Source organism: Collinsella aerofaciens (genome assembly GCF_039752985.1).
Taxonomy (GTDB): domain Bacteria; phylum Actinomycetota; class Coriobacteriia; order Coriobacteriales; family Coriobacteriaceae; genus Collinsella; species Collinsella aerofaciens_BT.
In genome coordinates this window covers 24,935-39,283 of record NZ_JBDMHA010000012.1, presented here as the reverse complement: position 1 = coordinate 39,283, position 14,349 = coordinate 24,935, and the positions used below count along the sequence as shown (strand labels likewise).

Below are 14,349 nucleotides of genomic sequence, written 5' to 3'. Positions count from 1 at the left end.
GGCGTCGGACAGCTTGGCATCGGCATCGCTCAGGGCAGCCTTGAGACCAGCGGCAGCATCGACAGCAGCCTTATAGCGAGCGTAGGCAGCGTTCAGCTTGACCAGCTTCTCGTTGCCCGTCGTGCCCGCGGCAAGGGATGCCTTGTGGTCGACAGCCTCAAGATCGGCCTTGAGTGCCTCATCGCTGGCAAGCTCAGCCTTGGCCTTGACGATCTCGAAGTTCGCATCGACGACGGCTTCGTTGGCGGCCTCGAGCTGCTTCTGGGCATCGGCGACACCGGCGACGGCAGCGTCATAGGCGGCCTTGGCGTCGTCGACCGCTTTCTGGGCTCCAGCGAAGAGCTCGAAGGCCTTGTTCGCGGTGGCCAGTTCGCCCTCGGCAGCCTTGGCCTTGGTCTGCGCGTCGGACACAGCCTGCGCCTTGGCGGCAACCGCCTGCTTGGCGTCCGAAAGAGCAGTCGCGGCCTGGACATCTGCGGCCTGGGCCTTGTCTACACCAGCCTGGGCGGCATCGTCGGCCTTCTTTGCCTCGTCAAGCGAGCCCTGCTTGTTCTTAAGATCTCTATTGGCGGCATCGCATTTGGCGGTAAGATCCTTGACCGAAGCCGTGGCGTTGTCATACGCCTCGTTGGCTTGATCGGACTTTACCTTGGCGGCGTCGCGGGCGCTGCGAGCCTTCGCCTTGTGAGCAGCAGCATCGGCTGCCTTCGTCTTACTGTCAGCAAGCGTGGCGTTTGCCTTATCGAGAGCTGCCTGGGCAGTAGCGGCCTTGCTCTTGGCGGCATCGAGCTTGGTCTGGGGCGTCTTGACGTCGATGCCCTTGAGTTTGGCTTCGGCGGCGTCATATGCCGTCTTCGCGGCGGCGGTGCCGGACTTAGCCTTCTCGTACTCGCCCTTGGCGGTGTTCACGTTCGTGTTGGCCGCGGTATAGGCGTCATGTGCCGCATCCTGCTTATTTACCGCTGCAAAGTAAGCTTCCTTGGTAGTACCGAAGTTCTTCTGCGCCTCCGCCAGCTTATTCTGTAGCTGCTTCAACTGCTCCTTCTGCTCCTGCGTGCCGCCTGCGTTGTAGGCGGAATCGATGTAGTCGTTGACGAGCTTCTTGAACTCGGAGACAGTGAAATCCTTATGCCCCGTGCTCCCGCTATAGTCGAAAATGGTTACCTCGGAATCGGTGTTCTTACCGCTACCGGTCGCGATGCCGATAGCCGTCGCACCGGCATCGATGATGTTGAGATAGTGACCGCACTCATGGTAGATGCTGTTGTAGTTCTGGTAGATATAATAGGCATCATATCGATGGCTACCGAGTTTGTCGCCATACTGCGCGACGTACTTATCGAATGCCTCTTTCTCCTGGGTGTAGAGACCGGTATATGGCCAGCCAAGCGTATCCTCGGTCTCGCCTCCGGTATATGCTCCTCCGCCACCTGCAAGGTTCTCACCTTTATCGAAATAGCAGTTCGAGTGTCCCCAGATGTTCGATGAATATGATGCATTGAGCGCGGCTGCCGCAGTCATGCGGAGGCTGACGCTGAGCTCAGACTGACCGTTTGCCTTGCGGAGGTTGTTCTGGGTATCGAGGTAGGTCAGGGCGTTACGCATCTGCTCTAAGGAGAGCGGATTGGTGTCGCGAGACATGTCCTGATCGACGTAATCGTCATACCATTCGGCCTTGTCCTTGGCATCGGCACCGGTCAGCATCGATACGGCGTCTTGGGCATGCTGCTTCTGCGTGGCTGTGAACTGGCTACCGCTGATGATATAGTTCATGAAGCCGAGCATGCCTTGACTGATGACATTTTGATCCACGGTCATGTTCGACTTAAGGTCGGCAATCTGCTGGTTAAGCTTCTCGACCTCGGCGTTCGCGGCATCGTAAGCGTTTTCGGCGGTAGTGGATTCAGCACATGCCGTCTCCCACTCGCTACGCTTCTGCTGGCAAGCCTCGACGAGTCGGTCGTACTCCGCCTTCTTGTCGGCCTCGGTCTGCTGGGCCTGCTCGTATGCCGTCTTCGCGGCGTCACGCTTACTGGCCGCGTCCTTGTACTCCTTGTTTGCCGCATCGTATGCAGACTGGGCAGATGCCACAGCAGCGTTGGCGGCGTTGGCCTTCTCCTGCGCGGCAACGACGGCAGCCTGGGCGGCCTGCAGATTTGTCTGTGCGGTGGCGTCGGCATCCGTCGCGGCATTGAGCTCCGTCTGCGCGGTCTTGAGCTCACCAGCAGCAGCGTTCTTGGCGGCCTCAAGCGCACTCAGGTCAACACCCGTACCCGAGACGGCAGCATCGAGCGCGGCCTGCGCCTGGTTGAACTTCTGCTGGGCGTTATCGCGCGCGGTGGTTGCGGCTGCGAGAGCAGCGGCAGTCTCCTGCTTCTTGGCCTGGGCAGTCGTCAAAGCTGCCTCGGTATTCTGCTTTTCCTGCTGGGCGCTGGCCTCGGCAGCCTTGGCCTGGTCCAGATTGGCCTGTGCAGTAGTAACGGCCTTATTGGCGTCATCGAGCTTTGCCTGCGCGTCCTCGACGGCCTTCTTGGCGGCCTCGTACTCGTCCATACCCATGGCCTCGAGCTTGGCCTGGGCATCGTCGAGGGCCTTCTTGGCCTCATCCTGCTTTGCCTTGGCGTCCTTGAGCGCCTGGGTCTTATCCTCGACGCTCTTGTTGGCCTGATCGAGCTGATCGTTCAGGTCGCCCAGCTTCTTCTGCTGCTGCTCGGTCTTTTCGACGGCGGCTTTGAGCTCGTCAATCTTCTCCTGGAGCGCGGCGACTTCTGCTGCGTTCTGCTCGATTTCGTTGTCGCTCACAGCCTGCGAGGCCTGATTCTTTTGCTGCTGCGCCTGCTTTTGAGACTGGCCCGCCGCATCGGCGTTCTTCTGGGCGGCATCGTAGGCGGCCTGAGCGTCCTTGAGCTGCTTTGCCGACTCCTCGGCCAGCTGGGCAGCCGTCTTTACGACCGCTTGGTTACCGGCGGCAACGGTATTCTCTACAGAACTACCCCCCCCCTGAGCAGAATCGCCGTTACCGGTTGACGGTGCGGCGATTGCCGCCAGCGGCGACATGAGCGGCTGAGCGATGAGGCCCGCCGTCAAAACGGTTGCGACGGCGCGGTTGGCAACGCCCTTGACGTTGACGGCCTTGGCCCGAGGCTCAAAGTGCTGTGGACTATAGTTTGCCATGGCTTTCTCCCTTTGACACGGATGTATCCATACGTATCAAACGGTAGCTGTCGATTTTTGAATTCTGTTGCGCAACATTGGCGACCAGCGTATTTTTTGAAATTCATGCTCCCGTGCTTCACAATTTCGTCACATTTGAAGGAGCTGGTGCATCATATTTTCGCGTGATGGAATTGAGCCTGTGATTTGCATTTGCTCCCGCGTCATCCGCCCTATCGGATTCCGCATCCAACAGACACCCCGCCCGCCACGGTGTAGAGTTAGGACAACGGGCGCGTTGCACGGACCGCGCTGGAACGAGGTGAACATGGAACTCGATAGACAACAGCTCAAGCGACTGCGTGAACGCCATCACCGGCGCCATGGCATCCGCCCTGCCCATAGTGAGGCTGCCGAACAGGCTGGTCGCTTTTTAAAGCGCGCATTCAACATTCGCGAGGGTCGCGCGCCCTACCACGTGATTCGCAAGCGCTTTGTAAACGGGGCACGCCTGACCGGCTCTCACCTATGCATCCTCATCATCGCCATGCTCATCGCGAGCATCGGTCTCGATATCGACTCGGACATCGCCATTGTAGGTGCCATGCTCATCTGCCCGCTTATGGGCTCGGTCCTTGCCATGGCATACGGCATCGCCACGCTCGACCGCGAGATTACCCTTGAGGCCGTCGCGAGCTTGGCTCTACAGATGGCCTTTTGCCTGGTCACGTCCACGTTGTACTTTAAGCTCTCGCCCCTTGGCACCACCACGGCCGCCATCATCGACAACTCGACGCCCACCGTGTGGGACCTTGCCGTCGCCCTCGCGGGCGGCTTTGCGGGTGGCCTGGGCAACTCGCGCGACCAGGAACCTGCCACGCTCATCGCCGGCGTGGCCGTAGCGACCGCGCTCATGCCGCCCCTGTGCGCGGCGGGCTATGGCATCGCCATCGCAAGCGGGTCGCTGTTTCTCTCGGCCCTCTACGAGTTTGGCATCAACGTTGTCTTTATCGCGCTGGCTGCCGAAGCCGTGCTGCTTCTTTTGCGCGTGCCGCTCAAGCGCGACCTCAACGGCGACGGCATTGTGACCGCCGAAGAAGATGCCGAGGTCGACGAGCTGTCACGCAAGGTGCGCCGCCGCATCATTGTGGGCACGGTAGTCTTTGCCATCCCCTGCATCGTTATGACAGCGGGGTCTATTGGCTCGGCGCAGGCCGGCGTGCAGGACGGCTACGGCGTCACCGAAACCACGCGCGAGCTTGCGGCGGTGCTGCCAGGCTTTAAGGATTACACCGTCGCCGTCGAGACCTCGGCCACCGAAGGGGACGAGGGAGGCATTGTAGAGCGCGAAATCGTCGCCCATGTGACAACGAGCGAGGCGCTCGGGACGCACGACCGCCACGTCGCCCGCAAGCTCATCGACCTCAATGTGCCTGAACTCGATCGCGTGGAGTTCGATGTGAAGTGATGCGGAGCATGGGATGGCTCCCGCGCACAGGCGCAAGTCGCGACGAGGCTCAGACGCGACGCAGACACGAGCAAAAAGCGGGACGTAGTTCACGTCCGCGCCCCGCTCGCTGTTTTATTGCCGTGAATCAGACGTCCGCATCGACATCGCCAGACTCCACCGTAAACGCCGGATCGGTGCTCACAAGATAAAATCGGGTCACCTTGCCATCTCTAAATAGATAGAGCTGGCCCTGCTCGCGTCGGCGTGACATATACGCCACGTGAACCGTACCGAATTCTTCGCCGTTTTCCTTCTTTAATATCAGGATGTTGGCGTCATCCGTACGCTTAAACTGTCCGTCTGTGCAGATTCCGTCTTGGTCGACCAGCTGCCATCGACAGTTGTCCTCCTCAAGAAAAGCCAGGGTTTCCCGACTCGTTTTGTCATCCCGATAGAAACCATCAATGGCAAACCCTTCGGAAGCGCATTCCTGCATATAGGACGTTTCTCGACTTATAGCAAACAGCCCTGTAGCGCCCAGGAGCACAGCCAGGCAGACCACTGCAAGGGTTATCGAAATAGCACGGCGACCCATGTTAGCCCAACCGATAGTTGTTTAACGGAGCACGAAACATACCTGGGACCTCCGATATCAGGGGGAACGTCGCCAGCAGGCAGGCGACAACTATATGTTTCTGACATCAAACCATATGGCCGCCACTCGCGGAAGGGGCATCGGCGAACGGCGTGTTTTCATACTCCATTGGTCAAACCCAAGCGCAGCGCTACAGCTCGTACTTGTACACGCGGTAGATGTACTTCTCGGCTTCCATCTCGTAGGTGGCGATGGCCAGACCGTACCGATCGTACTCGGTAAAGATCTTGGCTTGGCCCGATGTCACGAGCATGCTATTTGAATCACCAACGCGCTGCGCACTGCTCACATAGCCCGAAAACGGCACGGCGTTCTGGTCTTCGAGCTCGTAGGTGCGCGCCGTCTCATCCACTGTAAAGATGCACCCAAACGAATGCGTGCCGCGGCTGTAGTCGGTCACCACCGCGGCGCCCAGCTGGCCCCAGTCGAACTTGGGATAGCTTTCGGCCGCACCAAAGTTGTTGTCGTACAGCAGCACCTGGTAGCAACCGGTCGTTGCCATGTCAGAACTCGGCAGATACGTCACGCTGTGCTGGCCCGCATTGAGCGAAAAAACGCCCTGGGCTTGCAGCAGCTTGTCCTCAAAGCCCGAGCCGGCCCATTGCCACTCCTTTCTATTTCTGGGTCCATCCTCTCACTGCTGGCGACCAAAAATGATCCGTTTTCCTCCGTCCCCGAGGGATCATTGTTAGTACTTAAAGAAGCCCTCACCCGGGCTTTCACCCAGCTTGCCCTCGTCGAGCATCTTCTTGAGGACGGACGCCATAGCCTTAAAGTTGTAGGGCATCATCATCTTTTTGAGCAGCGGGCTCACCAGGCCCGGGACCTTCTGATACTGCATGACGATGTTGTAGGCCGTCTGGATGCCCACCGTGTCGAATACGCGGAACGGGCCCTTGGGAGCGCCGGTGCCGCGCGTCCACGCGAGGTCGATGCTCTTGGGGTCACTCACACCCGAGACATACAGGTCAAGGCCCGAAAGCAGCCACGGCACCAACATGGAGTTGAGCAGGTAGCCGTTCTTTTCCTTGTTGACGGGAAGCGCCAGCATGCGAATGTCGTTAGCGAAGTCGACGAGCTCGTCGAAGTAGCGCTTGTCGGTTTGGCTCTGGGCCATGACCTCGGTCATGTTGTTCTTCCAGATGGAATTGGCAAAGTGCAGCGACAGGTACTTCTCGGGGCGGCCGGTGTACTTGGCAAAGGTGCTCGGCAGCAGCGTAGAGGAGTTCGTTACGACGACGGTCTTTTGCGGGAGGACCGGGGCGAGCTTCTTGTAGAATTCGATTTTTGCCTGGGTGTCCTCGGCCATAGACTCGATGACCAGGTCGGCGTCGGCCACGGCCTTGGCAAGATCTAACTCCAGCTTGAGCGTGGAGTAGGCACGCTCGACGGCGGCGAGCGCCGTCTCCTTGTCGAAAGGCTGGTCGCTATCGGCGATACCGGCGCACCACTCGCCCGTGCCGTCCGCCATGCCCTCGATAGCAGCGATGTACTCCTCGCGCACATGATCGATCTTGGGCTGGGTGCGGCCGATGCTGCCCTCGCTGCGCAGCCAAATCGTTACATCAAAGCCGCAGTAGGCAGCCTGAAAGGCAATCTGGCTTCCCAACACGCCGCCGCCGGCAACACAAACGGTCTTGTAGCTCATGGGACGGTCCTCTCTTACGTAATTCCATAGATGTGTATTTATTCAACCGTAAGGAGGGTTGCACGCTGGGGGTGGGTTCTATAAACGGACGGTAATTTGCAGCGAACGGCAACACCTGTTCATTATCTCTCGATTTTGGAGGCCCCTTTTAACGCTGCCGGACCGCTTTTTCGGAAGTGCGGCGAAAAATCGAGTTCCGCTGACCAGACGGACTTTTTTAGCAACAAAACCGCAGGTCCCGAGCGCCTAAAAAGGCAGTGTGCTCGGGAGGTTCGCGTTTTTTCACCGCACTTCAGAAATACGAGCCCGCGGAAGGCTACAGCAAGATCATATGCGCAACATATGTCCAACAAAAACGGGTGGTAGCCGGTACGGCTGCCACCCGTTTGCCTCAAATCTAGCCCAAAGCAGGCCAACTACTTCTTAATGCCGCGTCCCAGGCGCTCAGCGACCGACGCCACGGCACTCTCGTCGACCGAGCCGCAACTCACGCAGCCATCGTGGGCACGCATCTGGCCGGTGACCTCGTCCATCGCGAGCGGCGCCACCTTCTCAAGCTTAAAGCCCTTGCCGGCGCGCATGTTTTCCTTGGCCACGCTAATCATGAGCTTAATGCGGTTGAGCTGGTTGACCTCGGATGCACCGGGGTCGTAGTCCACCGCAACGATGTTGCTCTCGGGATGCTGGCGGCGTAGCTCCTTGATCACGGCCTTGCCCACCACGTGGTTAGGCAGGCACGCGAAGGGCTGCGTGCAGATGATGTTGGGTGCGCCATGGTCGATCAGGTCGAGCATCTCGGCCGTGAGCAACCAGCCCTCGCCCATGTTGTTGCACACCGAAAGCACCGTACGAGCCTTGTCCGCCATGGTGCCAATGCGCTCGGGCGCCTCGAAGCGGCGGGACTTTTCGAGCATCTCCTCCACCGGCGTGCGCATCCAGTCCACGAGCTTAATGAGCGCCTGCATGCCAGCGCGCGCCGTGGCAGAGCTCCCCAGCTCGTCCTTCTGCAGCTCGGCGTTGCTCATGGAGTACAGGAAGAAGTCAAGCAGTCCCGGCACCACAGCCTCGCAGCCCTCGCGCTCAATGACATCGACCACGTGGTTGTTGGCCGTAGGGTGGAACTTGACCAGGATCTCGCCGACTACGCCCACGCGTGGCTTGGTGCCCTCGCCCACAAGCGGCATGGTGTCGAACGCGCGGATGGCCTCGCGGCACAGCTTGGTGTAGTTGTGGCGATTGAACTTAGGCGCCAGCTTGCGGGCGCGCGCCATGTACTCCTCGTAGAGCGCGTTGGCGGCACCGGGCGTTGCCTCGTACGGGCGGCAGCGGTAGAGCATCTGCATCATCACGTCGCCAAAGAGCACCGCATAGACTGCCTGCTTAAGCAGCGCCGGCGTAATCTTAAAGCCGGGGTTGTCCTCGCCGAGCGCCACGGCCGAAAGCGAGATCACCGGAATCTCGGGGTGGCCGCTCTCGCGCAGGGCCTTGCGGATGAGCGCGATGTAGTTGGTGGCACGGCAGCCGCCGCCGGTCTGGCTGATGACCACGGCCGTCTTGGACAGGTCGTACCGACCGCTCTCGATGGCCTCCATGATCTGGCCCGTCACCAGGATCGACGGATAGCAAATATCGTTGTTCACGTAGCGCAGGCCGGCCTCGACGGCATCGTGGTCAGTCGAGGGCAGCAGTTCCAAGTTATAGCCAGCACCGCGGAACACCTCTTTGACCAGGTCAAAGTGGATCGGCGCCATCTGCGGGCACAGGATGGTGTAGCCCTCCTCGCGCATCTGCTCGGTAAAGGGCACCTTGGGCCATGCGGTCGAAGCACTCTCGCGCTGCGCCTCGAACGTGTACTTGCGGCTCGCGAACGCGGGGGCATCCTTGGAGGGCGCCACCGGCGCGGCATCGCCCTGCTCGTAGGCCTCGCCCGCGGCCGTGGCCTCGGCCAAGCGCTCGGCCTCCTGGTCCTTGAGCGCCGCCATGAGCGAGCGGATGCGGATGCGCGCGGCACCCAGGTTGGATACCTCGTCGATCTTGAGCACGGTGTAGATCTTGCCGCTGGCCTCCAGGATCTCCTGCACCTGGTCGGTAGTCAGGGCATCGAGACCGCAGCCGAAGGAGTTGAGCTGGATCAGGTCCAGGTCGTTGCGCATCGTCACAAAGCGGGCGACGGCGTACAGGCGGCTGTGGTACATCCACTGGTCGACGACGCGAATCGGACGCTCGGGCTTCACCAGATGCGCGAGCGAATCCTCGGTAAAGACCGCAAAGCCAAAGCTCGAGATAAGCTCGGGCAGGGCATGGTTGATTTCGGGGTCGTTATGGTAGGGACGGCCGGCGAGTACGATGCCGTGGCCGCCGTGGTCCTCGACCCACTTAAGGGCCTCCTCGCCCATGGTCTGGATATCCTCGTGGAAGCGCGCATCGGCCTCAAAAGCAGCGTTGACAGCGGCATCGACCTCGGAGCGCGTGATTTTAGGACCGCGCACGCGGCCGCGACCGGCTTCAGCATCGGCCACGCGGTCGACGGCGAGCACCTGGTACAGGCGGCGCTTGAGCTCGGTCTTATCGTGATAGGGCACAAACGGGTACAGGAACTCGATGTTTTGCTCGCGGATCTCGTCGATGTTGAGCGCCAGCGCCGTGGGATAGCTCATGACGATGGGGCAGTTATAGCAGTTGCCGGCGGTCGGATCCTCCTTGCGCTCCCAGCGCACGCACGGCATCCAAATGAAGTCGACATCGCGGTCGATAAGGTTCATCACATGGCCGTGGCTCATCTTTGCCGGGTAGCACACGCTCTCGGACGGCATGGACTCGATGCCCGCCTGGTAGGTCTTCTTGCTCGACTGGTCGGAGAGCTGCACGCTAAAGCCCAGGCGCGTAAAGAACGCGTGCCAGAAGGGATAGTTCTCGTACATGTTAAGTGCGCGCGGGATACCCACGGTGCCGCGCGGGGCCTCGTCGGGACTCAGGACCTCGCGGTTAAACAGCAACTCGTTTTTCTTTTTGAAGAGGTTGGGGGCCTCGGTCTTCTGCTTTTTGTGGCCAGCGCCCTTCTCGCAGCGGTTGCCGGTAATGAAGCGCCTGCCGCCGCCAAAGTCGTTAACGGTGAGCTGGCAGTTGTTGGAGCAACGGCCGCAGCGGACATGCTTTTGCGTCACGGTGAGGTGCGCGATGTCCTCGGCCGAAAGGATGGTCGAGGTGCCGTCGGCGCCGGCGCGATCGCGGGCGAGCAGGGCCGCACCGTAGGCGCCCATGCAGCCGGCGATGTCGGGACGCACGGCATGAACGCCGGTGAGCTGCTCAAATGCGCGCAGCGTGGCATCGGACATAAAGGTGCCGCCCTGGACGATCACCTGACTGCCGATCTCCTTGGGATCGCGCAGCTTAATGACCTTGAACAGGGCATTCTTGATGACGGAATAGGACAGGCCGGCCGCGATGTCGCCCACCGTGGCGCCTTCCTTTTGCGCCTGCTTGACGCGCGAGTTCATAAAGACCGTACAGCGACTACCCAGGTCGACCGGGGCCTTGGCATGGATGGCGGCATCGGCGAACGCGCGCACGTCCATGTTCATAGACACGGCGAAGCTCTCGATAAAGCTGCCGCAGCCCGACGAGCAGGCCTCGTTGAGCATGATGTGCTCGATGACGCCGTCCTTGACGCGCAGGCACTTCATGTCCTGGCCGCCAATGTCCAGGATGAACTCGACGCCGGGCAGGAACGCCTTGGCGCCGCGCAGGTGCGCGACGGTCTCGATCTCGCCGGAGTCGGCCTTGAGAGCCTCGATGAGCAGCGCCTCGCCGTAGCCCGTGGTAGTCACGTGACCAATGGTGCAGCCCGCGGGGATGTGGTTGTAGAAATCGGCCATGATGACCTTGGCCGTGCCCAGGATGTCGCCGTTGTTGTTGCCATACCAGGTATGCAGCAGCTGGCCGTCCTCGCCCACGAGCGCGGCCTTCATGGTGGTGGAGCCGGCGTCGATGCCGATGAACACGCGGCCGGTGTAGCCATCGAGCTTGCCCTTGGGGACGACTTCCTGGTCGTGGCGGGTCTTGAACTCGGCAAAGTCCTCGTCGGTGGCAAAGAGCGGATCCAGGCGCTCGACCTCGGCACCCTGCGTGTCACCCAGGGCATCGATGGCCTCGATGAGCTGCGGGAACGTGCTGAGCTTATTGGACTCGTGCGCCATGGCGGCGCCGCTCGCCACAAACAGGTGAGCGTTTTGGGGCACAATGCGGTGCTCCTCGTCCAGGTTGAGCGTGAGGTAGAAGCGGTGGCGCAGCTCGGAGAGGTACTGCAGCGGGCCGCCCAGGAAGGCGACGTTGCCGCGAATGGGACGGCCGCACGCCAGGCCCGAAATGGTCTGGGTCACGACGGCTTGGAAGATGGAGGCCGCCACGTCCTCGGGGCGGGCGCCCTCGTTGAGCAGCGGCTGGACGTCAGTCTTGGCAAAGACGCCGCAGCGGCTGGCGATGGGATAGATGGTGGTGGCGTTGGCCGCGAGCTCGTTGAGGCCGCTCGCGTCGGTGTGCAGCAGGGTGGCCATCTGATCGATGAACGCGCCCGTACCGCCGGCGCAGGTGCCGTTCATGCGCTGCTCGATGCCGTTGTCGAAGTAGATGATCTTGGCGTCCTCGCCGCCCAGCTCGATGGCGACATCGGTGGCCGGGATGAGGGTCTCGACGGCGCGCTTACTGGCGATGACCTCCTGGACGAACTCCAGGTCGAGCCACTGGGACAGCAGCAGGCCGCCCGAGCCGGTAATGGCGCAGGTCATTTGGGCCGTCGGCAGCACGGTCGCAGCGCCCTCGAACAGGTCGCGGGCGCAGACGCGGACGTCGGTGTGGTGGCGCTGGTACTTGGCGTAGACGATCTGGTTGTCGTCGTTGAGCACGGCGAGCTTAACGGTGGTGGAGCCCACGTCGATGCCCAGGTGCAGGTTGCCGTGGGCGTTGTCGGGGTTGAAGATTGCGCCTTCGGGGGCGTGGGCGGCGGCTACGGGCTCAGCGGCGGTGGCGGGCTCGCTAGCGACGGACGTCTCCCCTGCCGCGTTCTTGGCATCGGCAACTGCCTCGGCAACTTTCTCGGCGGCCGCGGTCGCGGCCTTCTGCGCGGCGTCCACCACGGCGGGCGCGGCCTCGCGTGCAGCAGCGACCATGCGGTCCTTGATGCCCTCGACGAGTTTGCTCATCTGTCTCTCCTCTTAGTTGTTGGACCCGACGGTTGCGGCGGTGTCAGCCGCATCCTCGAGCTGCAAGTTCAATAGCTTCATGCCGTATTCCGGCACGTTGATATCGATGGGTTGGCCATACAGGTCACCAGGGCGCACAAAAGCGAGCACCGTCATAATGCGCGCCATGGCCTCGGGCGATTCGGTGAGCCCACGCTCAAACCAGCGCTGAATCATGCCGACCTCGGCACTCACGACGTAGGTGACGTAGTAGTCAAAGAACGTGCCCAGCGCCAGGCCCAAAATGCCCGTCTGCGCACGCGGCACCACAGCCTCACGAGCGGTGTCGATGATCCTTTTAATGAAGGCCTGGTCGCCGCCCGGACCCAACAGCGCACCGATTAAGTCGCGGTTGGCCGCAAGATAACGCAGCAGCTCAACCGAACCGGGCGCCGGCTCGAGCTCATCGATATTGTGATAGAGATCAGGCAGCTGAGCTGCAGTGATGAGCTCAATGCGCTCACGGATCTCGGCCAGCAAGCCGTCCTCGATTTGATTGATAAAGTCGGGGATATCGCGGTAGTGCGAATAAAACGTGCGGCGCGTAAGGCCGGCACGCTCGGTGAGCGACGCGACGTTAATGCGCGAAAGGTCGCCGCTTTCGGCAAGCTCGCTGGCAAGCGCCTGGCGAAGGGCGCGCTGCGAGCGAAGGGACCGGCGATCGCATTTCTCGAGCTGGGACAAGCGTCCTCCTTGTTACTCAACCTGTGCACTATTGCACAGTGCGAGTATTATTGCACACCGTGTGCATCAACACGTAAAGGCAATATTTAGGATGTGACGAAGGGCAGTCCCTTTGTCACATTCAGCGACCGCCTAGGTTGTGCCAGTTGTGCCCGGCTTTTGGAGTGGCATTGCCGATTGTCCAAAATGTCATTCGTGGGTAGAATAGTGTCGACGGCAGCCCAAGTTCTGGAAAGCTGGGCAGCGCCGTTGTTTGCATTAGGGGGTCAACGCCTTAGCGGCGGCGACCCCTTCTGTTGCGCTTCGAACGCTGCTTGAGTGCCTCGGAAAGGCCGACAAGCGCCGTGAAGAACGAGACCAAAGCGGTCAGAAGTCTCACGAAATCAATCAAATCGGTCATGGGCATCACCTCCCATCGGATGGAGGGCGCTGCCCGGCACATGGAACTGCCGCCAACAGCATCAATTCTATCAAAGCGCAGTTAGATATGCGAATGTTTGTTCGTATTTCAAGAGACCAGCGTCACCTGTGACAAAGGGGCTGTCCCTTTGTCACATTATTCGATTACGGTGCAGGAATTCTGCTTGTGCATGGTGGCAAGCATGTGTTTGGGGACGGCGTGGACCATGCAGCTGCCGATAGTCGCGCTCGCGGCGGCCTTGGCCGCGTCACTGCCATTCTTGGTGGCATAGCTGTGACGGAAACGCTTGAGCATGGCGATGTCGTTGCCGCCGTCGCCGTAGACCGCGACCTCATCCTCGGCAATACCGTAGTAGCCCGCCAGCCAAGCCACACTCTCGCCCTTGTTGCACGTCACGTCCGTGATCTCGAACATCACCGGATCGAACGGCGCGTTGACCACGCGATCCGATCGCTCGGCCAAATATGCTTTAAGGTCACGCTCCAGCTCGGGCGAGGTCACGCGGCAGTTGATCTTGCACACATCGTGGCGCAGGATGTCACCGATCGACTGGTCGAAATATTGCTCCTCGTGATACCCGCCACGTGCACGCATGCCACGCATCACGATACGCTTGATAGGGCTGTCCTTTTTAAAGCCCGCCTGATGCATCTCGAACGAGCCGCTCGAGAACATGCCATCGGGCGTGGAGCAATCAAAGCAAATGTCCGGAAACTCCTTGAGCAGTTCCTCGGTGATCTGCGGGTCAATGGTCCAGGTTTTGAGCACCTCGCCATGACTGTCGCGCACGATGGATCCATTGGAGCAGCAGGCGTCAAGCGCCAGGCCCGTAAAGCCATGCTCGTCGATCGGCAGCGTCGAGCGTCCGGTCGCGGGAACCACATGCAGGCCAGCTTCGGTCAGCTCGCGAATGGCACGGCGGATGGTCCCATCCGCCTCATGCAGGGCGTTCAGCAGCGTTCCGTCTAAGTCACTCGCAAACATCTTGATCATGGGCATGCCTCTCCTTCGTCTGCACGATATTGTAGACGAAGGAGAGGCATGCCTAAACAATGCCGTCCCGGCGCGGCGTACCACCGCCTCCACAAATTCACGGTGCCC

8 protein-coding genes and 1 pseudogene are annotated in these 14,349 nt (G+C 60.7%); 1 reads left to right on the top strand and 8 read right to left on the bottom strand.

The window, feature by feature from the left end; all coding sequences use genetic code 11:
- Positions 1 to 3,174 (bottom strand): CAP domain-containing protein (locus tag ABHR76_RS02835; protein WP_346976747.1); only part of this gene is annotated, 3,174 nt, incomplete at its 3' end.
- Between the two features lie 307 nt (positions 3,175 to 3,481).
- Between ABHR76_RS02835 and ABHR76_RS02830 the strand changes: the two genes are divergently transcribed.
- The gene (locus ABHR76_RS02830; RefSeq protein ID WP_346976746.1) at positions 3,482 to 4,621 is read left to right on the top strand and encodes a DUF389 domain-containing protein; all 1,140 of its coding nucleotides are present in this window, start codon (positions 3,482 to 3,484) and stop codon (positions 4,619 to 4,621) included.
- A 127-nt stretch (positions 4,622 to 4,748) separates the two neighbouring features.
- Here the strand turns inward: ABHR76_RS02830 and ABHR76_RS02825 are convergent, their stop codons facing one another.
- The 7 genes and pseudogenes from ABHR76_RS02825 to ABHR76_RS02795 all read right to left on the bottom strand — a co-directional run bounded on the left by ABHR76_RS02825 (position 4,749) and on the right by ABHR76_RS02795 (position 14,241).
- Complete coding sequence (locus ABHR76_RS02825) at positions 4,749 to 5,198, bottom strand: hypothetical protein (RefSeq protein WP_346976745.1); 450 nt, start codon at positions 5,196 to 5,198, stop codon at positions 4,749 to 4,751.
- A 190-nt stretch (positions 5,199 to 5,388) separates the two neighbouring features.
- Positions 5,389 to 5,850 (bottom strand): annotated as a pseudogene (locus ABHR76_RS02820) (aryl-sulfate sulfotransferase); the annotation flags it as partial.
- Positions 5,851 to 5,946: 96 nt separating this feature from the next.
- The gene (locus ABHR76_RS02815; protein ID WP_346976744.1) at positions 5,947 to 6,906 is read right to left on the bottom strand and encodes a 3-hydroxyacyl-CoA dehydrogenase; all 960 of its coding nucleotides are present in this window, start codon (positions 6,904 to 6,906) and stop codon (positions 5,947 to 5,949) included.
- A gap of 416 nt (positions 6,907 to 7,322) precedes the next feature.
- Entirely contained in the window at positions 7,323 to 12,104 is a 4,782-nt protein-coding gene (locus ABHR76_RS02810) for an acyl-CoA dehydratase activase-related protein (RefSeq protein WP_346976743.1), read from the bottom strand.
- 12 nt (positions 12,105 to 12,116) lie between these two features.
- Positions 12,117 to 12,827: a TetR/AcrR family transcriptional regulator gene (locus ABHR76_RS02805; RefSeq protein WP_346976742.1), complete on the bottom strand. Its 711-nt coding sequence runs from the start codon at positions 12,825 to 12,827 to the stop codon at positions 12,117 to 12,119.
- Between the two features lie 274 nt (positions 12,828 to 13,101).
- Positions 13,102 to 13,227: a hypothetical protein gene (locus ABHR76_RS02800; RefSeq protein WP_022094649.1), complete on the bottom strand. Its 126-nt coding sequence runs from the start codon at positions 13,225 to 13,227 to the stop codon at positions 13,102 to 13,104.
- A gap of 156 nt (positions 13,228 to 13,383) precedes the next feature.
- Positions 13,384 to 14,241, bottom strand: coding sequence for an HAD-IIB family hydrolase (locus ABHR76_RS02795; RefSeq protein ID WP_346976741.1), 858 nt, complete (start codon positions 14,239 to 14,241; stop codon positions 13,384 to 13,386).
- Positions 14,242 to 14,349 lie beyond the last annotated feature (108 nt).

Coding starts and splice junctions, on each gene's coding strand:
- ABHR76_RS02830 (WP_346976746.1), top strand. CDS start 3,482: ATGGAACTCGATAGACAACAGCTCAAGCGACTGCGTGAACGCCATCAC.
- ABHR76_RS02825 (WP_346976745.1), bottom strand. CDS start 5,198: ATGGGTCGCCGTGCTATTTCGATAACCCTTGCAGTGGTCTGCCTGGCT.
- ABHR76_RS02815 (WP_346976744.1), bottom strand. CDS start 6,906: ATGAGCTACAAGACCGTTTGTGTTGCCGGCGGCGGCGTGTTGGGAAGC.
- ABHR76_RS02810 (WP_346976743.1), bottom strand. CDS start 12,104: ATGAGCAAACTCGTCGAGGGCATCAAGGACCGCATGGTCGCTGCTGCA.
- ABHR76_RS02800 (WP_022094649.1), bottom strand. CDS start 13,227: ATGACCGATTTGATTGATTTCGTGAGACTTCTGACCGCTTTGGTCTCG.
- ABHR76_RS02795 (WP_346976741.1), bottom strand. CDS start 14,241: ATGATCAAGATGTTTGCGAGTGACTTAGACGGAACGCTGCTGAACGCC.